Here is a 25743-nt window from a genome sequence, read left to right as displayed (position 1 = left end):
ATACCAACAAGTTTACTTAGATACTAACTTTCTTTGTCCAATATATTTGTAATATCCTAATGGGAACAACACTAAATACAATAATTTATCAGATATTTTTTTGATTTCGCCAAAATAATGACTGTCAGATAACAATGAGTATCTAGCTAAATTTATGTAATTCTTTATCCACATATATGGATATCTACCTAAAGGATATGTATTTTGATTTATTAAATATAAAAACTCTAATGCTCTACCTTTTAATGCATTTTTATTTAATATATTCTTAGTCAAACCATCATCCAAATAATCTCTTATTATCATAGGTTTGTTTACACATTTAACTTTATAGTATTTAGACATTTCATTCCATACTACACTTTCTGGTAAAAATCTCACTTCTTTTCTTTCTGGAAAAGGAAATTTTATAAGCTCATCAGTTACAAATACAATGCTTTTATCTCCCTTAACACCATATTTAAAATATAGGTCTGCAAAGTGACATATTTTTTTATCCTCAGGCATTTCTGTGCCTATTAAATCTCCGCTTGGGTATACACAAAGTCCAACAACCCCACTAAATCCTTCTTTATTTTCTACAGAATTCCATTCATCATTAGCAATTTCAAGAGAATCTTTAATTAAACCATCATCACTATCTACAATGAAAAATAGTTCTCCATCTGCATTTTTCACACCTAAATTTATTGCAGTATGTTTTCCTCCATTTTCTTTGTATATATATCTTATATTTAATTTATCTTCTGATATAAATTTTTCAACTAATTCTTTAGTACCGTCGCTACTTCCATCATCGACAATCAACCATTCAAAGTCGTTGAAATCATATGTTTGAGCTTTTAAATCATTGTACAAATTTTCAAGTAAATGAGCTCTATTGTATGTTGGAGTAAATACAGTAAATTTATATTTATACATTAATTAAATCTTCCTCTCTATCTAACTTTTTTTAATTCCATTTATTCCATAATTAATAAAGTAGTATATAGCTTTGTATAGAGGTATTTTTTCTATATTTCTATATATATTCCAAGTCCACATAGCAGCCTTTATCTTATTACCACTAAGGGAGTTACTAGATTTTCTATATAATGCTAAAACTTCATTTATTCCATGAGCGATATGTCCTCTTTTCAATATAGATAACCACAAGACATAATCTTCATGTCTTACACCACTCATCTTAATTTCAAAATCCAGTTTAGACTTATCAATTACAACAGTAAGACATCCCAAAATATTTCCCTTTAATAACCTTCTGTAATCCACATTAGGTGGCACTTTTATTACTTTATTTAACTTTTTATCATTTTCGTCCATCAGTTCATATGAAGTAAATGAGATTACATAGTCATTTTCTAACATAAAGTTTACTTGTTTTTCTAACTTACTACTATTCCACTGGTCATCACTATCTAAAAAAGCTATAAATTGTCCTGTCGCATTACTTAATGCTAGATTTCTAGCATTAGAGACACCCTTATTAGTCTCAGTCTTTATGCATTTTATTCTACTATCCTGTTGCATATAAGATTTGACTATATTAGGACTATTATCTGTTGAGCAATCATCAATAATTAACATTTCCCATTCTTGATAAGTTTGGTTTAATACTGATTTTATGGTTGCTTCAATAAATTTTTCAGAATTATACATGGGAGTAATTATAGATACTAAATTCTTCTTCATATTACCTTCCTCATCATTTATAAAATATTTATTTAATTTTACTTAATACACAATCATATATCCTCTTGCAGTTCTTATTGTCATTATATCTGAAAAACTTATTTCTTTCATTTTTTTGGTTATCCATAACCTCAAAATTATTTTCAATAATATCAATAAGTTTATTCACAGCTTCATCATTATTATAAGCCAAAGACCCAAACATTTCGCTTTTTAAATCTATATACGAATCAACTTTTTCCATATATTCATCTAAATCAAATTGATAAAATAAAATAGGTCTGTTCATATATAGAAAGTCTATGGCAACACTTGAATAATCAGTTATGTTTACAGCTGATTTTCTTATTTCATTTGCTAGAGTTACCCCTTTATCTAAAAATACAATTCGTTTACCAGTTATGTTTTCTTTTATGTCATCTATAAACTCATGCATAAGATGATGCATATAAATTTTTACATTTATATCTTTCTCATCTAATATTTTATTTAATTTATCATCATTCAAGAAATTCATTATATTTTTAAAATAATCTGTATCTGTAAATTTTCCTGAACTAAATTTTATCCAGTCTCTCCATGTAGGAGTATATAATATATCTCGTGTTTGTGCAACTTCATTTGTTGGTAAATTGTCATATCTTGCATTTCCAATTATATAAACTGAGTCATCTAACATTCCCCAATCATTTACCATGACATTTCTTTCAAACTCAGAACTTGCTGTAACTATATTATAGCTTTTATATAGGTTATCTATAATATTTTTGAACTTTTTATTCATTGGTTTTCTCTTTTTAAAACTTATAGTTCCATGATTTAAGAACACTTTTATCGTCTTTTTATGAAAATAATTAAGAACAGGTACAGCAAAGTTATAAGGTGCTATATCTGCTGATGGCGCATGTGAAAATACTATAGCTTTTGAATTGTAATAATATAGATAGTTTTTTACACTTCCTCTTATTAATTTTTTGCCTGGAATTTTATCAAATACTTTACTGTCTTTATTTACTACCCAATAAGTTTCTACATCATTATGCTCTTTCAACATATACTCATAAAAGAACTTGGAATTATCATTGTATATATCTCCTGAATGTCCACCTATAAGCCAGATATTTCTACCATTAAACTTATGCTTACTAAATGGATACATAAAAAAAGCCAAAAGCATATTTATTAAAAATTTAACCTTGTCCATAAACACCATCCTCATTATAACTTATACTGTCTAAATCCATTAATTCTTCCTTTTATAGTGGCACTATGATAATCTCTGTTGGAACTCAATATAAGACCGCCTATATTTCTTACAAGTTTTGATGCCATAACCTTTACAAACTTATAATTCTTTCTATAGACTATTTCTTTTTTGCAAATGGCTCCAAAACCTCTTCCATAGTTATAATCTTTTTGATACTTTTCTTTAGATTTAGAATGTTTTTTTGCAGGATGGTAAATTATATCATTCCCAAAATATTTTCCTTTAAATCCTAAACTCAATAAGTTTAAAACATAATCTATCTCTTCACCAGCACCAAAATCTCCACCAACACCTAATTTTTCATCAAATCTTGTATATTCTTTCTCTCCATAATCAACAAAAAAAGTTATGGATGTTATAGTATTTAAAACGTTGGAACTTGTGATATCACAAGTTCCATCATACATTTTCTTAAATGCATCAATTTTATTTGCATCCATAGTTTTACAACTGTATATTTTATAATCTTTATTTTTATTAAAGAAATTTATAACTTTTTCTAATGTATCATTTTCGTAGACACAGTCATCATCAGGAAAACCTATAATTTGCCCTTTAGCATTGTCTATTCCTACATTTCTATTATAACTTAATCCCATCTTATCGCTTTTTATATACTTTATATCTAACTTATCAACGTATTTATCAACTATCTCCTTAACTTTGCTATTATCGTTTTGATCTACTACTATAAGTTCAAAGTTTTTGTAAGTTTGATTTTCTAGGCTGTCCATAAGTAAATATATATCATCATATCTATTTAATGTTGGCATTATTAATGATATTAACATTACTACCTCCTACTTTTCACTTTCCACAAATCTACCTCTCTTTTATCGTTTAATATTACTTCTTTTATTAGTAATACTATTGTAAAACTAAATGAAGCTTCCAATAATAAATTTTCGGCAAAAGAATATAGTAAAAATATGAATAAAGCTACTAAATACTCTTTTTTATCTTTTTCTATAAAACTTTCTATACCTTTATACATCAAATACATAAATAATATGCAAGCAACTACTCCTAGTACACTAATTATATATATATAAGAACTATCTAGTGGATTAGTTGCTTTTATAGCAGCGCTATATGAATTTCCAAAAGGTTTCATAAAATTTCCCTCTTGAGATAGGTATACATTCCAAAACTTAGGTCTACTCGCTAATAATCTATTTAGTACACTACTTTTAGAAAACATTATACCAATAAGTACACTAGATAAAGTGAGTATTATCGGTGATGTCTTTATAAGCATTGGTAGTCCTTTTACTTTTTTTAGGTCTATCAACCTTATTATTTCTACAAATATTAATCCTGCTAATATAGTAAAAAAACCAGTTCTACTATATGTAGTTTGATAAACAAAAAATGCAGATCCAAATAAAATTATTCTATCCCATTTATTATAGTTTTTATATCTTAAGAATATATATGCTGCATATATAGTAACCATATGATAAAATACCCCATTTGGATTACCAAGTCCAAAATCCATTCTTGTAACAAGCGTATCTAATTTTCCTATATATCTATAGTGGACTTCCTGATTAAATACTAATGAAGGAAATAAATTAAATAATAATATAGCTCCTATTAAAAAACATGCAGATATTATTAAATAACTTTTAACTATATATTTATCATCTATTTGTTTAGCTGATACAGCTAGCAAAACAATTAATAATATAGCCCCTTCTCTATTTAATATATAAAGTAATACACAGGCTCCAACTAGCACCATTTCTGTTATACTTTTTCTCTTATCAAATAAAAAAAGTAGCATTAGTATTCCTATTGAAGAATAAAATAACGCTGATTTAATCATCCCTATACTCATATCTGGGTCAATAAATGATATCATATACTTTCTAAGTAATATGATAAACAAAACAAATATATAAAGATATTTTTTAATCATAATATTTCTATCATCGTTTAAAGTCTTCATTTCACTTTCTCCCTTTTAGCTTCGTAAAGTATTACTTGCAAATATTTTACAACACTTCCATATCTTATTTACACCTGTTAAGTGCTTGCTTTCTAAGAAATAATTTCTTTTCTTAGCCCAACTTTTTCCCCACCAATGTATTCCATAAGTATTTTCTGTAATACATTCTGGTGTAAAGTCTTCTTTAAATCCAAAAGGATAAAAATATTCTTTATCATAGACACGGATACCTTCTTCATAGTTATTTTGGTCAATCTTTTTATAATTTTTTTCCATAAGATAAGTCATAACCTTTGGTATTGTAAACAATGAAGAAGTCAGGATTTCTTTTTCATAGTACTCTAATAAGTCTTTAAAAAAAGGATGTCCTTTTTCTACACCTACTATGGCTGCATTCATGTATTCTCCATCATCTTCATATCCACATATAAGCCTATTATTTTCTAAAAGAGGAGTTATATCCTTTAATATTTGCATATCTGTATCCATATAAACTCCACCTTGTTCATAGAGTACTCTTATTCTTGTATAATCTGATATGAATGCCCAAAGCTTTCTTTTATAACATTCTTCCAAAAACTTATTTCCTTTTATTTCTTTCTCTATATCAAAGTTTTTTTCATTCCACTCTACTATCTCATATTCTGGAAGTTTCTCTTTCCAGGAATTTATACATATATTTTCTATATTTCCTTTTGGTCCACCAAACCATACATAATGTATTTTTTTAGGAATCAAATTAACACCTCCTACATATATTCTTGTCTATCTTCTTCTTTTAATTGCTCTACTATCTTTTTGACATCTTGAGCTTTATCTTTTCTACAAACCATAACTGCATCATTTGTAGATACTACTATTAAATCACTAATACCTATTGTCGATATTAATTTGTCATCTGAATATATAATTGAGTTTTTAGTATCTATAGTAATATTTTCACCTCTTTTGATGTTACCTTCATCATCAGTTGGATATATTGCACCTAGAGAGTCCCAAGAACCAACGTCATTCCACCCAAAATCACCAGGAACTACTATAACATCATTACTTCTTTCCATAATACCATAATCTATAGAAATTGATTGTATTGTTGGATATATTTCTTTTATTTTTCCTATTTCATCTTCTGTTCCTAAGTAATTACTGATTTCCTCTAATTTTTCATATACTTTTGGTAAGTATCTCTTAAAATCTTCCAATATCTTAGATACTTTCCATACGAACATTCCACTATTCCATACATATTTTTTAGAGTTTACATATTCTTTAGCAATTTCATAGTTTGGCTTTTCTACGAACTCCACTACCTCATATGCAACATTTTCTATTGTGTTTTCTCTATTAAAATTTATGTATCCATATCCTGTTGATGGAAATGTAGGAGTTATCCCAATAGTTACTAGTTTATCATTATTTTCTGCTATATAGATAGCTTTTTCTAAAATAGATTTAAATTCTTTTTCATCTTTTATATAATGGTCAGCTGGATATACACACATAACACCATCACCATATTTTTTCATTATGTTAAAGGCTGCAAAACCTATAGCTGCTGCCGTATTTCTGGCACATGGTTCTGGCAAGATATTGCTATCTAAACATTTATCTTTTACTGTATCCTTTAAAGCTTCCAATTGCTTCTCATTAGTTACTATAAATAAATCCTCTTTTTTTGCTAGAGAATCTATTCTATTTATAGTTTCATTTATTAAAGCATCTTCTCCACTTAAATTTATAAGCTGTTTAGGTACTTCTTGTCTACTAAGTGGCCAGAAACGAGTCCCTCCTCCACCAGCCATTATGACATTGTATGCTTTCATTATTTATCTCCCCTTAGCTCTTTATATAGAATCCACCACATTTAATATATAAGATATTAAATTATTCAACTTAGATTCTACATCTTCTTGGTTGTCTGAATTTGCTCCAAAGTAAAATTTAATTTTAGGTTCTGTACCTGAAGGTCTTATAGCTATCCAAGAACCATCTTCAAGTAAAAATTTAAGTACATCTGATTTAGGTAAATCATCGACTCCATCTTTATAATCTAAAATGTTATCTACTTTTACATCAGCCACATTATCTATTTTAACACTTCTAAAGTAAAGCATCATCTCTTTTATTTTTTTTATTCCATCTATGCCTTTTAAAGTCACTGACTTTAAGTCCTCTTTGTAGTATCCAAATTTATTATATGTATCTATCAAAGCTTCATACAAATTCATACCTTTTGAAAAATAATATGCTGCCATTTCACATATCATAAGTGAAGATACAACACCATCTTTGTCTCTAGCATGAGTTCCAATTAAGTAACCATAGCTTTCCTCATATCCCATTATAAAGCTTCTATCATTACTTTCTTCAAACGCTTTTATTTTTTCTCCAATAAATTTGAATCCTGTTAAAGTATTTAAACAATCTACATTATAAGCCTTTGCTATTTTTGCACCTAATTCTGATGTAACTATAGTTTTTATTATTGTAGGATTGTTTTTAGGGAGTTTATTTTCTTCAACTAAACTCTCTAATATATATCTAACTAAAAGTGAGCCAACTTGATTTCCATTTAATACTACATACTCACCACTAGAATCTTTTACAACAACACCCACTCTGTCACAATCAGGGTCTGTTCCTATTATCAAATCAGTACCATTACTCTTTGCCATTTCAATAGCTATATTAAATACTGACTTTTCTTCAGGATTAGGATACTTAACTGTTGAAAAATTAGAATCTGGCAATTCTTGCTCCTTAACCACCATTACATTTTCAAAGCCACATTCATTTAAGACTCTTCTTACTGGTTTATTTCCAGTTCCATGAATAGGTGTATATATTATTTTTAATTTTTTTCCATATTCATCTATTGTATTTTGTCTTAAAACTTGCTTCTTAACAGCCTTTATAAACTCATCATCTACTTCATTATCTAATATAGTTATTAAATTTTTAGATAAAGCTTCTTCAAAATCTACACTTTTAATAATACTGTAATCATCAATCTTATTAACTTCTGCAATTATATCATTTGCCATATCTATACAGATTTGACCACCATCTGAGTCATATACCTTATATCCATTGTACTCTTTAGGATTATGACTTGCTGTTATTACTATTCCCATAGCACACTTTAAATATCTAACAGCAAAAGAAAGTTCTGGTGTAGGTTTTAATTCTTCAAAAATATAAGCCTTTACACCATATGCACTTAAAGTTTTAGCTACTTCTATACAAAACTCTCTTGACATGTATCTACTATCATGTGCTATAATAATTCCTTTTTGCTTTCCTTCTTCACCTTGTGTCTTCATAATATAATTTAAAATTCCAAGTGTTGCACGTCTAACAGTATAAATATTTATTCTATTAGTTCCCGCTCCTATTATACCCCTTAGACCACCTGTCCCAAATTCTAAATTTTTATAGAATCTATCTTGTATTTCTTTTTCATCATCCTTTATATTTAATAGCTCTTCTTTGGTTTGTTCATCAAAATAAGGAGAATTTAACCACATCTCATAATTGTTTTTATAATCCATATTTTCATCCTTTCTGACTCTATTTTAATTTTTTAAGGTAAATGTCTATCTTTTAAGTAGTTTTTGTTTTCCTTTTCTCAAAAACTCAAAAGCTAAATCCATCTCTTCTACCTTAAATAAAACTATCAATATTGTATATACAGAAGCTCCACCTAATACCCCAGCTCCAACTGATATAATTTCTTTAATTGTTCCTGCACCTATAAATGCATATAGATTGTTATATATCAATAAAGTGACTACTGCCATCACACCTGATGCTACCAAACTTTTAAGACCAGTCTTTATGATTTTATCTCCTCCAAAATATCCATTTTTCTTTTTAAGAGATATAAACAATAATATAACTGTAATTATATTAGATGTACTAGTTGATATAGCAATACCTGCATGACCAAGTGGTCTTATCAATATTAAATTAAGAACTATATTTATTATTAAGGCTATACTTCCATTTATCATTGGTGTCTTTGTATCTGAAAGAGAATAGAAGGCTCTATATAAGACATCTCTTACCCCACAAGCCAATAAGCCTAGCGAATATAATCTAAGAGCTATAGATGTAAGGTCTGTTGATAAGGCGTCAAACTTACCTCTTTGGAATAATATTCTAACAAGAGGTTCTGCCAATATAATAGCTCCTATAGATATCGGAAGCACCACCAATATAATACAATTTGATGATTTTACAATAGTGCTTATAAATCCTTCTTTATTATCTTTACCTGACATTTTTGCCAGCTTAGGATATATAACGGTTATTATAGATGTAACAAATAATGCCATAACAAACTCATTCAGTCTATTTGCATAGTTAAGAGCGGACAACTTCCCATCTCCTAAAGTAGTTGCCAATAACCTGTCAACAAATATATTTAACTGTCCAACAGCTACACCTATTAACATAGGCAAGACTAGATTCACTAGTTCTTTTATGGACTCATCCTTTAAATTTATATATGGTTTATACTTGTAGGATTTCTTAAATGCAAATGGAAGTTGAAACAATAGCTGACTTGCCATAGCAACCAGTGCTCCTGCTGGTAGTATCCATATATTTTTTCCTGCACTTAGTGCTATTGCTGCTATTATTATGATATTATATGGAATTCCTATAAGTCCAGGAATTACAAAACTGTCATTCACCTGTAAAAATGAACTAAATATTTTACTTCCACTCAAGAACAAAACTCCTGAAATCATTATTTTAGTAAATAATATTGCTGCTTGAAACTTAGCAGGGTCACTTCTAAATCCTGCTGCAAATACTGTAACAAATTGCTCTGTAAATAAAAGCCCAAAAATAGCTATTATTATAGCCATTATATAGCATATATTTAAAACATTATTAGTAAATTTTAAGGCACCTTCATCTCCGAGTCTTTTCTTCGTCTCAAAGTACATAGGTATATAAGTTGTAGCAATTGCAGAACCTATGACTGCTATGATTAAACCAGGTATATTTAGTGTTAATACAAATACATCTGCATACATACCTGTTCCATAGAAATTTGCAAGTACAAGTTCTCTAAGGAAACCTAATACTTTTGAAAACATAGTGGCGGCCATAATCCACAATGCTGCTTTAGCTGTTTTTGACATTTTATTTCTCCTTATCTAATTTAAACTCTAAAAGTAGAACTTTTAAAACTGCTTATAAACATTATTCTAATTAAGTAAATTTAACCTATGAAAAGCTTCCTTATAAATTAAATACTATATTGACTCATATCTAAGTGCCCTAAATGTAATCAATAGTAATAATAGTATTAATATTATACAAGATAAGAATGTTAGATTAAATATACTCTTAAGTAAACTATAATTACCTACTGTATACCCAACTTCAATTACATCACTTATGTTGTTATCTTTCAAGAATTTATCTTGTGCACGACTTAAATTATCACTACAAATCAGTATTGGCATATTTTCTTTAGCCGATACTACTCCCAAAGAAATATATTCGTTTACATCAGCTCTACTTCCAAAGTCTAATCTAGCAGTATAGATTTTATTTATATCTTTTACATCATAAAACTTCTTTATTAAATCGATATTTGTCGCTGACTTATTTATTTGCTTTATACCTTCTATATTCTTTAAGCTAGAATCAATATCTGCAATAAACTCTTTTGAATCACCTAAGGCATATATTTTTTCAAGGTTTTTACCTTTTAAGAAATCAATTTGTTCTTCAAAACCTTCATCTTGAGCCCATATTATTGGCATTCCACTTTTAGCTGCATAAGAATACACAGATATGGCATTTTCTAATCCTGTAGTTGAGCTAAGTAAAAATGCTTTATCGAATCCTACTGTTCTGTACATTTCTCTAGCTATCTTTAAAGATGTATCATATCTGTCTTTTCCTCTTATTCTTTCTACTTTCATTCCCATTTTTTCTATATTACGTTCAGCATCTTTAGATACTGCCTTTAAACCACCTATTATCGTAACCTTCTCTGGACCTAGTTCTTTTAGATAATTTCTTGTTACTCTACCAAGATTTTTACTCTTAGTTACAACTATTGGAGCATTTTTTGCATATGCTAAAGGTGTTGCACTTATACTGTCTACAATTGACTCTTCATTTACAAGAATTACTTCTTTAGAATTCTTAAATGCTCTTTTATTTAATTCTGTTGAAATCTCTGGTATACTACCTTCTATCAACTCTTTTTTAGGATTTGCATCTGCAAATACTCCTATCGTACTAGAAATAGAGATTAGCAAAACTAACGATAATATAGTAGAAAATTTTTTAATCATAAGTTCTCATTCCTTTTCTTTTTTGTATTTTTTGACAATAAAAAAGCTCTTTTTAAAGAGCTTTTTCATTGATTAGTAATCTAATATTTTAAAATTATCTAGCTCCGTCTCCTGTCAATACTACTTTAACAGTTTTAAAGAGTATCTTAAAGTCAAGTAATATACTCCTATTTTTTATATAGTAAATATCTTCTTTAAGTTTTTCTTCAGGAGTGATTTCGTATCCACCATTTACTTGTGCCCAACCTGTAAGTCCAGGTTTTATAGCAAGCCTGTTGATAAATCCAGGTATTTCCTCATTAAATTGAACAGTAAAGTTTGGTCTCTCTGGTCTAGGGCCTATTAAACCCATGTCCCCCTTTAATATATTAAACAGCTGTGGAATCTCATCAATTCTAGTTTTCCTAATAAACTTTCCAACCTTAGTTATTCTAGGATCATCTTTTTCAGCCCATTGTGCGCCAAATTTTTCTGCGTCTGTTCTCATAGATCTCAATTTATATATATAGAATCTTCTCCCGCATTTTCCTAGTCTTTCTTGCTTATAAGTTATTGGTCCTTTGTCCTCTATTTTAATAAGAATTCCAAATATTGCTATTAAAGGTAAACCTACTACAAGCCCTAATATCGATAAAACTAAATCCATAACTCTTTGGTACAAGTCAAATAAAACTGTCCCTTTTACTATGCTATAGTCAATCTCACTTGCAATTTCTTTATCTGCCCCTGGATAGCTTGTAACTTTAGGTATTTCACATTCATCATTAGTATATCCAGACATAGCTACCTCCATATTGGAATAAAAAATTTTTAAATTCTTAATTTCAACGTATTTCTATCTTATTTTTGACTTATTTCTATATTATACTCAATAATGAGCAGTTTATCAATACAATAAACGTCATTGTAAATAATTTGATTCTTTGCAAAAATATATCATCTCTTGCTATATTTTATATTATAACAGGAGATGATATATTTTGCTTTAATATTTTTTATTTTATTTTACTGTATCTTCTATTCCTATTCCAATTTGAGTTCCCATTGTTTTTACTTTTTCTGCTGTATTTAATTTATCCATATCGCTCTTATTGTCTATAAATGCACACTCTACAAGTATTGCAGGATATTTATTGTTTCTTAATACATATAGGTAATCATTTCCATTTGCAAGTGTTCTTGTCTTGATTCCTCTATTTTTCATATTAAATTTCTCTAATATTCTTTTTAAGATATTTGATGCAGCAGTCTTAGTTGTTCCACCATTTTTATCTTTTACTTTGTAAAAAATTTCCACACCATTACCTGCTCCATTAGATGCATTGTAATGTATACTTGTAAATAAATCTGGCTTTATAGTATTTGATAATGTTGTTCTTTCTCCTAAAGCCATCGTTTTATCTGTATCTCTTGTCATAACAACATTTATACCTTTTGAACGTAAGTATTCAGTAGTTGCTAAAGCTGTATTAAGAGTATATTTCTTTTCTTGAGCTCCACCATTTAGTCCACTAGTTGCACCTGAATCAGAACCCCCATGACCTGGGTCTATCACTACAGTCTTTCCTGCTGCTGAACCAGAATTATCTGGTTCTGTTGGTGCATTGTGTTTTGATAAACTAGATGCTATAGAGCTTATAACACTCTCTTTCATTCCATCACCAATTTGATATACTGTTCCTGCTGTTTTTTCTGATAAGTTTGTACTATGATATGCAGAAACGTAAGTTTTTGGAGTTATAAGTATTGGAGATTTCAACTTAGCTGCTAAAGGTCCTGCTGTTATTGAGTCAACTATTATGTCAGATTTTGCAACTAACATTGCACTCAACTCTTTATCTGGATAGAAAGTCTTAATTACCTTTGCATTAGTTTCATGTCTATCAGCTCCAGACACTCTGTTTTTTGAAGTTGCATTTTTTGCTATCTTAGATATTTGGTCTATAATTTTTGATGATAAACTTTGGTCTCCACCTATGTAGTAAGCTTCTTCTAAACCTTGTGAAGATAACCAATTATATGTACTTTCTGGTACAGAATCTTTATTAGCTAATATTATAGGTTGTTGGTCTTCACCTGCTTTTGATGAAATATTAAGAGCATCATACTCACCAGCATATCCATTTGCTATATATATCTTATTAACATCATGATACTTATCGATTTCTTTTGCTATAAGTAAAGATGTTTCATGTCTATCAACTCCACCAATACGAGTTACATTTACATCTACAGCAGATTTAATTTGAGATACTGCCTTCTGTGAAACTGAACCATCATCACCTATGATTATTACATCACTTGGATTTAGACGTTTTAATTCTGCCTTTGTGCTTTCTGGTATATCATCTTTGTTTGCAAGTAATATTGGTGCATCATATGTAGAAGCAAGTGGAGTAGCTGTTATTCCATCTGCTGCTAGTTCTCCATTAACTATTACAACCTTACTAGCTCCATCTTTCCATCCTTGTTTACTTATCTCAACAGCTGTCTCAAATCTAGTAGCTCCTGCAAGTTTTTTTACTGGTGCAGAAGTTTTTCTCATATATTCATTTACTGCTTTTGTCGAGTTAGCATCACTTATTATAAATTCTTGTGTAACATCATAATCTTTAAGATTTAATCCCATAGATTCTAAGTCTTCTTTGTTTAAAACTTTCTGTTCATCTTTACCATTTACTTTTATGCTTTGAAGTTCCCATACATTTAAATATTCTGGGTCTTTATTGTAATTTATTACACCTTCATATGCATCTGTCTTTTCATTGTAATTTAAAGTAGCTTCAAGTGGCATATCATAACACATAAAATTTAATGTTATTGAATCAGCGTTTAATTTTTCCTTAAATTTTACACTTGCATTCGATTTACTTCCTAACACTACACTTTTTCTTTGTAAATTTATATTAATATCTGAATTAGATTCTGTATTTGCAGTAGTATTTTCTGCTGCTAAAGCCACGTTTGGTGCCACCATTGCTATAGACAACATTCCTGTTGCTAATAATTTTGTTCTTTTTCTCATTGTATCCCCCCTAGATTTTTAGATCTTTAAATCTTATTTAATTCTTCTTGAACTTGTTTTATATTACATAAATTCAATATTATGTAAATCTTTTTTCATTATAGCACAAAAGATTACAAATTGTAATCTTTTTGTAATCTTTTATGGCATGTTTTTTTAATTTTCGCTAGGGAAAAACCGGATTATTCCTGAGAATTTCTGCATATTTGAACAAATTAAAGAAATATTTTTTTAAACAAAATACTACATTAAATTTTAATAAATATTTTCTTTTTATACATAAACGACATTATTATAACCCAAAACAATACATACAAGAGAGAAAATACAAGAGAATCCCACGTTGTACCTGCCCAAGGTGTTATAAGTTCATATGTAGTCCATTCCACCAAGGTAGTGGGATAATCTACTTTATCAGTAAGTTTTGGTAAATTCCAAAACACATGACTCAATATCTCAAGACACATATATGTAAAAATAGGGCTACTTCCAAGTGCTATTATTGGAGTAAATATTTTGCTTTTATTTTTGATGTCACATATAAAGTAAAATATTGCCAATAAAATACCATAACTTCCAGCCATTAAAAGTACAAATGAGCTTGACCATAATCTCTTATTAAATGGAAAATATTGATTAAAAGCAAAAGCACATATAAGTAAAATGATACTCATAATTAATATTTTAAAGAATTTTTTATACTCTCCTATATTTTCTTTTAGAAGTACACATCCCATAGTACAGCCCAACATTCCTGAGGAAATAGCTACTATACTTGTTAAAAATCCGTCTGGTTCAAACTCTGGCTTGTACAAATGTCCTTTAAAAAAATGGAAATCCACTAATTGTGCAAGAGAACCTTCTAATTCAAATCCATAAGGTTTTGCAACTATGTAATACCCCACTATAATAAATGCAGATATACACAAGAAAGTAATTATAGTTGCAGTGCTTCCTACATTTAGCTTTTTTAGTAGTAAATACACTAAACTAGTTACAAGATACACTAGCCCCATACGTTGAAGCACTCCAAGTATTCTCACAGTACTTAAGTCATGATTTCCTAGGTAATTTAAGAAAAATCCAAACAACATTAGTAAAATACTTCTCTTAAATATACTTAGTATTATTCGTATTGTAGACTTATTATTCTTTAGTTTACTGTTTATTGATATTGGAATTGTAACACCTAAAGATATAACAAAGAAAGGGAATGCAAAATCTGCAAGTGTTACACCATGCCATATAGCATGTCTTAGTTGTGGATACATTCTCATCCAAGTCCCAGGATTATTGCAAACTATCATGAGGGCTATTGATAGCCCTCTTATTATATCTATTGATTTAACTCTACTTTTTATAGTTTTTGTATTTAATTTACCTTCAAATCCACTCTCCATATTACCTCCCCCAAGATTTAACTTTATATTTAGCTTTAGCTATGATTCTATCTAACTATATATCTTCATACATAAGTCTAAAATATAGTTCTCTTAAATATACATCTTTTTAGTTAAGAAATTTCTTTAGAAATCCAAGTTTATCTAGTATGTCTTGTATTTTATTGACTTTCTGGCTTATAGAATCTATAGCTTTTTCAATAGAATCAACCTTAGCCTCTAAATCCTCAACCTGATTTACTTTTTTGTCTATAGTACCATGATTAGTTATATCACTATTAGATGAATTATCTATAAGTTTTCCTATATATCCATCATTAATCAATTTTGTATCATTAGCAGATGCTAATATCATCAACGTATCTATATCTGAACTTCTAGTATTTTCTATAACTCTACCATTTTTGTCGCGAACTGACAATATAGATATTGTATCATGATTATTAAATCCACCTTCACCAATATTTCTCACTATAACATTTACTAAAGTAGCATAGTTATTTACCTCACCATTAGGCATATCAACAGTGATAGTCTTTGAACAATCCCCTTTTATATTCACAGTTATTGGTTTATTTGTTACCATTCTAAAAGCTTCATTTACAGTATCCTCTTTTGGATTAAAGTTAATAATGTCATTAGGACTTGCAATATTTATCATATTAGTTAATTCTTCAACAGTTTTAGCTTCAAAGATAGTCTTATCTTGTAAAGTCTTAATCTCATTAAAAGCTTCTTCATTTCCATTTCCACCAACTTGTGTTACAGTACTTAATTTTTTAGTACTAAGTACATCCCTTTGCTTTGTATTTAGTTTATCACCGACCAAAACAACAGGTGATTCATTTTTTGCTGCCAATACTCCAACTGCCAATGAATCAATAAGTTGATTTTCATTTTTACTTCCATCTTTGGTTACATATAGATTATTTAAATCTACATCAGAATAAAACTTTTCTATAACCTTGGCATTAGTTTCATTTCTATCCTTTCCACTCAATCTTTCTGCATTTGGAAGGCTCTTTTCTACAGCTCTTGAAACAGAATTTGTACCTCCAACTACATATGCCTTTATAACTTTCTCATCTTTTATAAATTTTTCAAATGGTTCTACTCCATTCTTTGGACTAGATAAAACTACAGGCATATTATTTTGAGCAGATGGTGCTCCAACACTTACAGCATCACTTAGCCCTTTTTCCCCATTCACAACAGCTATCTCCTTAACATCTTTAATATCTTTTAGTTTATTTGCTAAAAGTAATGAAGTCTCATATCTATCATTACCACTAATTCTTTCCACATTTAATCCATCATTTTTTAATTGATTCTCTATATCCTTATTTAACACAGCAGTCCCACCAATTAAATAAATATCCTTAGCTCCCAAACGCTTTAGCTCTGTTTTAGTTCTATCATCCAGTTTATTACTTTCTGTTAAGAGTATTGGAGCTCCTTTAGCTTTTGCAAATGGTGTAGCTGAAAGAGCATCAGCTAAAGAGCTATCATTGACTAATACAGCATTGTTACTAGAACTATATGCTTTTTGACTTATCTTTACAGCAGTTTCATATCTCCCTTCACCTATTAATTTTTCTTCTGTAAGTGCATATGATGAAGTTATAGAAATCCCACTTAAAGTAAGCGCTATTGTCAATATTGTTAAAATAGTTTTTGGTGCTTTCATTTTATTACCCCCTTATTTCGTTTAAAATCTTACTATCTTATATTATAGAGTATCTTTACACTATTTTACAGTTTAAAATTATTACATTTTTCTCTATAGAAAATTTCTCAAGAAATAAGCCCCAACCATATTAACGGTTAGGGCTTATTTCTTTTATATATCTTTAAAGCTATATTAAATATTTTTTAAATTACAAAATATCTAACATTATTATTTTCCTAAAAGAGTATTTAATTCATTAAAAGCACTTTCATTTCCATTTCCACCAACTCTAATTGGAGTTTCAATCTTCTTAGATTTAAGTACAGTCTTTTGACTTTCATCTAATTTATTTCCAACCAAAACAACTGGAGAATCTGTCTTAGCACCCAATGCTCCTACTGCTAGTCCATCTATTAAGTCACCTTGACTTTTTGAACCATCTTTAACAACAAAAGCATATTTTAAATCTGAATTAGTATAGAACTTATCTATTATCTTAGCATTAGTTTCATTTCTATTACTTCCTGCAAGTCTTGTTGGATTTGAAAGCTTACTTTCTAAGTTTGATGATAAAGTAGCTGTACCACCAATTATATAAGTCTTACTTATTTTTGATGAATTTAAAAACTCATCAGCACCTTGTAACTCACTCTTTTCATTAGTAAGTATTATTGGCATATTGTTGTCAGCTGCTGCTGCACCAACACTTATTGCATCCGCAAGTCCATTGACACCATTTGCCACTGCAACTTGTGAAACTGATTTTATACTATTTAGCTTTTGAGCTAGTGATATACTAGTCTTGTATCTATCACTACCACTAATTCTCTCTATTGATATACCCATATTGCTAAGTTGAGTTTGTATATTCTTGCTTAAAGAGTTTTCTCCACCTATTAGATAAACTTTTTTAGTTCCTAATCTTTGTAATTCAGCTTTAGTTTTTGAATCTAAGTTATCTTTTCCTGTTAAAAGAATTGGAGAATCAATTGCTGCCGTAAATGGTGTAGCTGTTAAAGCATCCACTATAGCATTTCCATTTACTAGTACTGCATTTTGTGAAGAAGTCCATCCTTTTTGACTAACTTTAACTGCTGTTTCATATCTATCTGCTCCAGTTAAAGATTCTCCTGAAGTAGCTTGTCCAGAAGATGTTTTTGTTATAGCTTTTATAACAAAGTTACAAGGAGAGAACTCACTGTATGTATTTATATCTTCAAATTTGTTGTTTTGAAGTATGTAACTTTCACCTAAGTTTGCTTTAGCTTCATATAGATAGTATCCATCTATGTTAGTTTCATATGCTAAAGTTGATTTTTCTTTATTAGGATTTGCTGTGTTGTCTATAACTACTACTATAGCTCCTTTACCTTTTGGAAGGCTATAAGAGTTAGTAGGTACATTTATGTATCCAGAATACGATACTGTTCCATTTGCAAGTTTTGTCATTGAGTTATTTTGAGGAACTCCATTTACTACTGGTGCATAGTATACTTCATATTTTGCTCCTACAGAGTCTGTTTCAAACATAACTGAGTCAAGTTTTTCAGAATCTCTACTAAAATCAAATACATTTGCTGCTGTTATCTTATTTGACATTATTTTACTAAGACCAGCGTATTCAAGTTGGTACATTTTTTTGTCACTATCTGGTTTTGATACTGATTTCATTGCATAGTTATCTGTATCTGTAAGTAAAGTTTTATCTTCATAGGAAATCCAGAAAAATCCTTTCATAGAATTGAATTCTCCCCAGCTACTTTTTACTAACCATGCTCCATTTGATTCTGGTCTAGCACTTGGCTTGAACTTATCTTTTGAATAATTATCATCCCATCCTACAATTGAAACAGAATGATTTAAAGGTTCACTTCTATCATTACAATTATATGAATTTTCATCATCACTTAAGTAAGCTGAATAGTGTGCATATCCTGATGTCACTGCACCATATTGCATTATTGCATTTTTAACAGAAGTTTTATCTTTACTAACTCTTACGACATCTGTTACATTAAATTGTGTAGGTGCAGTATCCATATTTTGAGGTTTAGTTGCTCCTTCATCTTCTGATTTAAAATTATATGGAATATCTTTTTCTAACTTAGGACCTGACCAGGCTGTAAGATATCCAATTGCTGTTACATTCGAACTACCTGTCATATCAGTTAAGTCCCATCCATGTATTCCTCCAGTTGACCACCATCTAAAATGCTCTTCTGAAAGATCATAGGTTCCATAACCTTTTAATTTCAAGTATGCTTCTAGTGTTGACATTCCAGAAAAAGCCCAACATGTATTAAGTTTGCCTTGGTCTTTTGCTGGTGTAGTTAAATCTAATTTTCTTGGATCATATGATACACTTGATTTATATGATGCTGGAAGACTGCTTCTTCCTTTAGTCTGAAGTGTTGTTCCTTCCATTTCATAAGGAGTTGGTATTACTCCATTATATTTTGCTGTATCTCCATTTTTTACATCTTCTAAATATCGAAGATAGCTTTCAGAATACTCTGCAGTTTCTACTCCATTTAGAGTTTTATTGTTTTCTGCTGAGACAGGTATTGTTGACACTATTAAAAAGCAAACTGTAAACAATGCCAGCAGCTTTGACAATTTTTTTGATTTGTACTTTCTCATATTTACCCCCTTATATGTATTTAATTTTTATTATATCAGATTTCTAAATCTAGGTCATATTTTATTTTGATAAAATATGAATTATAATTATATATATTATAAAATACTATTTTATGCTGCACATTGATTGATTAATATATGGTATACTAATTAGATAAATAATATATATTAAGTAATGGAGGAAATCTTTTTGATATTAAAAAGACATATAGGAACAATATTATATCTTTTTTTTGGTGCTTTAACAGTTTTGATAAATATTATTACTTATCTATTTTTTACAAGAATTATTAATTTTACTTTTTTAGTATCAAACTCTCTAGCTTGGTCTATAGCAGTTTTGTTTTCGTACATAACAAATAAATTTTTTGTATTTAAAAGCGAAAAAACTGAGATTTTTTTTCTATTAAAAGAATTTATATCCTTTTTATCTTGTCGTTTATTTTCTGGCTTTATAGAAATATTACTTATGTATTTAATGATTGATTTACTCTCTTTAAATGATATATTAGTAAAAGTAATCACTAATACCATTGTTATAATTTTAAACTTTGTCTTCAGCAAGATAGTAGTTTTCAATCATAAAAACTAACCTTATCATATTTATCTTTATACAGAATAAGGAATTGTCTAAAAAAGACAACTCCTTATTAATTTTAAGAAATAATTTCTATTTTATCTGTAACTCCCCATCTTTCAACTTTATTATTTTCTCCTGATGCTAATTCTACATAAAATCCATTTACCTTGTTTCCTTCTAAAATTATATCACTATTAGAACTACTTTTCCAACTGGAGTCTATTTCATCTCCTACATTCATAGCCTCTGGTTTTGTAGTCTTTATTCTATAGTAAACTTTATTACCATTGTATCCAGTTACACTAATAGTTACTTTAGAATCTTCATCAATAGAAATACTTGACTTTATTCCACTTGCTACCACTTTAAAGCCATCATCTGTTGTCCCAGCTCTCCCCCATCTTGAAACTTTTTTTCTTGAATAATCAATTTCAATAACTTCTATATAGGATCCATTTTTAGCATTTACTTTAAACGGATCAGTATTTTCAACCAAATCCCAATCATTTATATTAATCCTATCACCGACCCTCATAGCTGATGGTTTATATGACAATACTCTATAATAAATTTTATAATTTGAATTTTTAGGTTTTTGAGGTACATTTAACATAATTTGATTATTTTCAATAGGAAAACATTCAGTTATACTTGGAGATAATCCTGCTGCTGTATCACTATCATCATCTTTATCTGTATTATTAGTGTTAGGCTTATTGCCACTTATTCCTGGTTCTTTATTTCCACTAACAGTATCAATTTTTCCTGAATTTCTTATATTAGTACTTGAAGAATCATTATCTACCTTCGTTATAGTTCCATCATTTCTTATATTTACATCTTTTGCAGAACTAAATATTGTCACAAGCCATATTTGTCCATCATTTTCATTTTCAATCTTACAACCATTATCATCAGAAATATCCATTTGGTTTATATAACCTGAGTTAGTTAAAGTTCCATCTTTTATATCTTTAAGTATCAATGTTTTACTTATATCACCTGTATTATTCAATTCTCCGTTTGGCATATTTATAGTTATCGATTGACTATATTCTCCAGAAAAATCAACCTTTATAGCTTTTTCAGTCTCTAATTTAAAAGATTCACTTATCTTTTTTTCAGGTCTAAACTTTATAATATCATTAGCATCAACTTTCTTTAAAGCAGAATTCAATTCTTCAATTGTTTCAACTGTATATTTAGTTTCTTCTTGCATATCCAATATATCTTTGTAAGCATTTTCATTTCCTATCCCACCAACTTGAGTAACTGTGCTAAATATCTTAGTATTTAGTACATCTTTCTGAACAGAATCAATTTTATTACCTACTAATACCACTGGAGAATTGTTTTTTGCTGCTAACACTCCAACTGATAGTGAATCTATTAAATCACTCTGTTTCTTCATTCCATCCTTAGTTATATATGCATTTCTTAAATCTGTTTCTTTATAAAATTCCTTTATAACATTTGCATTTGTTTCATTTCTATTATTACCTGATATTCTTTTAGCATTGGGTAAGCTTTTTTCTATTTCACTAGAAATAGAATTTAATCCTCCAATGATATAAGAATTTTTTATATTTTGAGACTTTATAAATTTATTAGCTACCTCAACTCCACTATTTGAATTTGAAAGTATAATTGGCATATAGTTTTGAGCTGCTATTGAACCAACACTTACAGCATCTGCCAGACCTTTTTCTCCATTTACTACAATTACATCAGAAATATCTTTTTCTTTATCCAATTTCTCAGCGAGTTTTACAGATGTTTCATATCTATCATTTCCAGAAATTCTTTCAACTGTTATTTTCTCTGATTTCAATTGATTTTCAATATTTGTACCTAATGCATTTGAACCACCCACTAAAAATACATTTTTTACTCCAAGCCTTTTCAATTCTGACTTTGTTCTTTCATCTAATTCTTTATTTCCAGAAAGTAAAATAGGTGCATCTTTCAATTTAGCAAATGGAGTTGCAGATAATGCATCAGCTATTGAATTATCATTTACTAGTATAGCATTGTCAGTCCTTGACCATCCATTTTGACTTATTTTTATTGCTGTCTCCCATCTCCCTGAACCTATTAAATTCTCTTTATTAGATGCATTTACAATATTGCTAGATAAAGCTATTGATAAAAATGATACTGTTAACAAAGGTATTATTTTTTTTGATATTTTCATTAATTATTTCCTCCTAATTTAAATATAATTTTATGGAGCATGAACATACTGTATTTTATTTAATTCTAAGTCATCAAAATGAGATTTTACAGAATGATATCCTATAGCATAATGATTATTTTCAGGATTCCATTTTTTATATGCATTCATTGCACTTAATAACTTCTCTTCTTGACTAGGTAATACCTCCCATACCTCTACATTTGGATTAACTTTTTTGAAATCATTATAATCATATGGCTCTACATAAAATCTTAAATCTTTTATTTTACCTTCTTTGTATAGTTCTAAAGCTGCTTCACCTAATGCTCTATGGTCTTCATGTATTCCACTAGCTTTAAATGGAGTAACAGTCTTTACTTTCGCATCTGGATATTCTTTTAAGTACTTAAGAATTATTTCCCTTGCTTTTTCCTTATTTAATTCTCCATCATGAGCTCTATTATCTTCTATATGTATATTACTTTCTTTTACACCCATTGCTTCGCAACTATCCTTAAACTCTTCATCTCTATCTTTTGAAAATTCACTTTCTGATAAAGAATACTTATGCACATCTTTAATATGATAAGAACATGACCCTCCATCATCTAAGACTTTTCTTATTATTGATTTACTACCATCTGTACACAATATTACATGTGTATCACTTTTTTCAACATGCTCAATTATAGCACTACCCATACTTAAAGTTTCATCATCTTGATGTGGTGTAAAAAATAAAGTTGCATCTACCACTACTATATCCTCCTATTTCATAAAATGTTATAATTTACAATAAATAGCATAACTATAGAAAAAGATTCCTCTGTTTATTAAGGAATCTTCTCCACAGTATAAGTTATTACCAACCTAGTATCTTAGCTATCTTTTGTATTACTGTCAATTCAACTCCATTACCTATTTGAGTTACTTCTGCACCAAGATTTAATTTTTTACCAATGGCATTCTTTTGTGAGTCTGTTATATCAGTTTTAGCTAGAAGTATTGGACCTTTACCTGCTGCTAGAGGTCCTGCTGCCAATGCATCTACTAGCATACCATTATTTCCATATCCATCTTTTGCTATATATAGTTTATCTAATTTATCATAATATGTTTCTATGACTTTAGCATTAGTATCATGTCTTGTTTCTCCTTCAACTCTTTGAACTTTTCTATCTTTATCAATATCAACAAGTTGATTTTCAATTTGGCTAGATACATTATTAGAACCACCAACTATGCCAATCTCTTTTCCATCCATCAACTTGATGGCTTCTGCTGAGAGATCATTCCAACCATTTACTATTATAGGAGCCTTAAGTTCAGCAGCTTTAGCAGCTATACTCATAGCATCAGCTTCTCCTTTTGCACCTACTACAAATGCATCTTTAAAAGAACCCATAGCTTTTGCTACTGCTACTGAAGTTGTATGTCTATCATCTCCAGCTAGTCTTTCAATATTCTTAGTTATTGATTCTAATTGCTTTTTAGCTGTATTTGATACTGCTGACTCTCCACCTACTATATATATCTTAGCAGATGGGCTTTTCTTAATTATATCTTTTATATAATCTAAAGTTACTTTTGGTATTTCACTATCAGATGACAACAATATAGGTGCTTTTTTAGATTGAGCTAGTGGTGTAGCTGCTAACCCATCAACTAATTTATTTGAATTAACTATAACTACATTATCAGTATATTTTGTTTGTTTTGCTATAGCTACTGCAGTTGCATATCTATCGTCTCCAGCTATTAATTTAACTTTTGAATTTCCTTCCAATGCTGATTTAGCATCTTTTAACTCTTTTTCGTTAGTACTTTCTACAGTAAGTTCTATCGCATTTCCAGATGCATCAGTATATTTAACAGTAAATTTATACTTTCCTGTTTCTGAATCTTTTGCTGAAATATCACTAAGTGATTTTGATGTACCATTTACTACCATATTACCTTGGACAGTTAATCTATATCCATCATATAAATCTTGTGGTGAAACTGTGTTTAAATCACTATTTTTTATAGTTATTTCGGCTAATTGAATATCATCAATATTTTTAGCTCCTGCTACACCTAATTTATTGATTTTTTCTACTTTAAAACCTTCTGCAGAAGGATCTAAATTTGTCCCAGTTGAATCAACTGGATTTACTGTTAAATCAACCTTTTCATCACCAACACCCACTGTTATAGTTTTAGAAGTTACTGTTTCTGCTTTATCACTTAGTGTTATAACTAACTTATCTTTGGCACTATCATATGAAGCTTTTACATCTGCAACTTTATAAATTCCATTAGTTTCAGTTTTAGCTTTTTCTGTTATAGAATTAGCTTCAGCTGAAAGGTCTGCTGAGTTTTCATATTTTTCAATTGCTTCAGCAACTACTTCATTTGCACTATTTGTTATATGTCCTTTGTCTGTTATAGTTACAAGAAGTTCTTTATTTTCTCCCAAAGCATTTACTAATTTTTCTAATTCATCTATATTAGTTATTATTTTTAATTGTGATGAAGTTTCACCAACCTTTATTTCATATATTGGTTGTCCAACTTGAGAACCTCCAGTATATTTTTGAGACATTAGGTCTCTAACTTTTGAAACTAATTCTGTAGCTTCTTTTTTAGTTATTGTTTGCTTTTTTACCTGTGTAGTTTCCGCAGCAAAAACTGGAGCTACTGATGTACTTATCATTGCAGCTGCCATAACTACTGAAAGATTTTTTCTATTCATGGTTTTTTCCCCCTAAAAATTTCAGTTTTTTATCAATTTTTCCTTATTTACCAATTATAATATATATCTCACATTATTTCAATAAATAGGATTTATTGTAGTAATTAACCATTTACTATAAAATTAATTTTAGTGCTTTATTTTATAATTATTTATGTATACAAAAAAGTAACAAAATTGTAATTTTTTTTTATAATCCAGTTTATAACTAATAGACTTTTCATCTTCTTTATAGTATAATATTAAATGGAAGAAAGAAATTTCAAGCATCTCTTTTTTCCGTATT

Annotated in this window: 19 protein-coding genes; 1 reads left to right on the top strand and 18 read right to left on the bottom strand. The window is 29.0% G+C overall.

Going from position 1 to position 25743, the window contains the following annotated elements; genetic code table 11:
- Positions 1–12 precede the first annotated feature (12 nt).
- From KGF52_RS06475 to KGF52_RS06405, 15 genes are all read right to left on the bottom strand, one after another.
- The gene (locus KGF52_RS06475) at positions 13–921 is read right to left on the bottom strand and encodes a glycosyltransferase family A protein (protein WP_227827544.1); all 909 of its coding nucleotides are present in this window, start codon (positions 919–921) and stop codon (positions 13–15) included.
- A gap of 21 nt (positions 922–942) precedes the next feature.
- A complete protein-coding gene (locus tag KGF52_RS06470; protein ID WP_227827545.1) occupies positions 943–1692 on the bottom strand; it encodes a glycosyltransferase family 2 protein in 750 nt (249 codons plus the stop codon).
- 28 nt (positions 1693–1720) lie between these two features.
- Positions 1721–2896, bottom strand: a complete 1176-nt coding sequence (locus KGF52_RS06465; protein ID WP_227839527.1) for a CDP-glycerol glycerophosphotransferase family protein — start codon at positions 2894–2896, stop codon at positions 1721–1723.
- Between the two features lie 14 nt (positions 2897–2910).
- Positions 2911–3750 carry a glycosyltransferase family 2 protein gene (locus KGF52_RS06460; RefSeq protein ID WP_227839526.1) on the bottom strand — a complete coding sequence of 280 codons (840 nt, stop codon included), beginning with the start codon at positions 3748–3750 and terminating at the stop codon, positions 2911–2913.
- A 2-nt stretch (positions 3751–3752) separates the two neighbouring features.
- Positions 3753–4910 carry a polysaccharide polymerase gene (locus KGF52_RS06455; protein WP_227839525.1) on the bottom strand — a complete coding sequence of 386 codons (1158 nt, stop codon included), beginning with the start codon at positions 4908–4910 and terminating at the stop codon, positions 3753–3755.
- A gap of 15 nt (positions 4911–4925) precedes the next feature.
- Entirely contained in the window at positions 4926–5648 is a 723-nt protein-coding gene (locus KGF52_RS06450; protein WP_227839524.1) for a glycosyltransferase, read from the bottom strand.
- 11 nt (positions 5649–5659) lie between these two features.
- Positions 5660–6733: a mannose-1-phosphate guanylyltransferase gene (locus KGF52_RS06445; RefSeq protein WP_227839523.1), complete on the bottom strand. Its 1074-nt coding sequence runs from the start codon at positions 6731–6733 to the stop codon at positions 5660–5662.
- Between the two features lie 21 nt (positions 6734–6754).
- Entirely contained in the window at positions 6755–8461 is a 1707-nt protein-coding gene (locus tag KGF52_RS06440) for a phospho-sugar mutase (protein WP_227827551.1), read from the bottom strand.
- Between the two features lie 45 nt (positions 8462–8506).
- Complete coding sequence (gene murJ / locus KGF52_RS06435; RefSeq protein ID WP_227827552.1) at positions 8507–10063, bottom strand: murein biosynthesis integral membrane protein MurJ; 1557 nt, start codon at positions 10061–10063, stop codon at positions 8507–8509.
- Positions 10064–10177: 114 nt separating this feature from the next.
- The gene (locus KGF52_RS06430; protein WP_227827553.1) at positions 10178–11233 is read right to left on the bottom strand and encodes a cell wall-binding protein Cwp7; all 1056 of its coding nucleotides are present in this window, start codon (positions 11231–11233) and stop codon (positions 10178–10180) included.
- Positions 11234–11327: 94 nt separating this feature from the next.
- Entirely contained in the window at positions 11328–12014 is a 687-nt protein-coding gene (locus tag KGF52_RS06425) for a sugar transferase (protein WP_227827554.1), read from the bottom strand.
- Between the two features lie 219 nt (positions 12015–12233).
- Positions 12234–14258 carry an N-acetylmuramoyl-L-alanine amidase gene (locus KGF52_RS06420; RefSeq protein WP_227839522.1) on the bottom strand — a complete coding sequence of 675 codons (2025 nt, stop codon included), beginning with the start codon at positions 14256–14258 and terminating at the stop codon, positions 12234–12236.
- Between the two features lie 248 nt (positions 14259–14506).
- Complete coding sequence (locus KGF52_RS06415) at positions 14507–15658, bottom strand: DUF5009 domain-containing protein (protein ID WP_227839521.1); 1152 nt, start codon at positions 15656–15658, stop codon at positions 14507–14509.
- Between the two features lie 109 nt (positions 15659–15767).
- The gene (locus KGF52_RS06410; protein ID WP_227827557.1) at positions 15768–17345 is read right to left on the bottom strand and encodes a cell wall-binding repeat-containing protein; all 1578 of its coding nucleotides are present in this window, start codon (positions 17343–17345) and stop codon (positions 15768–15770) included.
- A 210-nt stretch (positions 17346–17555) separates the two neighbouring features.
- The gene (locus tag KGF52_RS06405) at positions 17556–19967 is read right to left on the bottom strand and encodes a cell wall-binding repeat-containing protein (RefSeq protein WP_227839520.1); all 2412 of its coding nucleotides are present in this window, start codon (positions 19965–19967) and stop codon (positions 17556–17558) included.
- Between the two features lie 175 nt (positions 19968–20142).
- Here KGF52_RS06405 and KGF52_RS06400 point away from each other — a divergent pair, with 175 nt between their 5' ends.
- Positions 20143–20559: a GtrA family protein gene (locus KGF52_RS06400; RefSeq protein ID WP_227839519.1), complete on the top strand. Its 417-nt coding sequence runs from the start codon at positions 20143–20145 to the stop codon at positions 20557–20559.
- A gap of 64 nt (positions 20560–20623) precedes the next feature.
- Here the strand turns inward: KGF52_RS06400 and KGF52_RS06395 are convergent, their stop codons facing one another.
- The 3 genes from KGF52_RS06395 to KGF52_RS06385 form a co-directional block, all read right to left on the bottom strand.
- On the bottom strand, positions 20624–22741 hold the full coding sequence (locus KGF52_RS06395) for a cell wall-binding repeat-containing protein (protein ID WP_285894675.1): 2118 nt from the start codon (positions 22739–22741) through the stop codon (positions 20624–20626).
- Between the two features lie 30 nt (positions 22742–22771).
- Entirely contained in the window at positions 22772–23479 is a 708-nt protein-coding gene (locus tag KGF52_RS06390; RefSeq protein ID WP_227839518.1) for a PIG-L family deacetylase, read from the bottom strand.
- A gap of 106 nt (positions 23480–23585) precedes the next feature.
- Positions 23586–25457 carry a cell wall-binding protein Cwp2 gene (locus KGF52_RS06385; protein WP_227839517.1) on the bottom strand — a complete coding sequence of 624 codons (1872 nt, stop codon included), beginning with the start codon at positions 25455–25457 and terminating at the stop codon, positions 23586–23588.
- Between the last annotated feature and the right edge of the window lie 286 nt (positions 25458–25743).

It is taken from the genome of Clostridioides sp. ZZV15-6597 (assembly GCF_020657815.1).
GTDB lineage: Bacteria > Bacillota > Clostridia > Peptostreptococcales > Peptostreptococcaceae > Clostridioides.
Note: the sequence above shows the minus strand (reverse complement) of the source record. Positions and strands in the feature narration are given on the sequence as shown.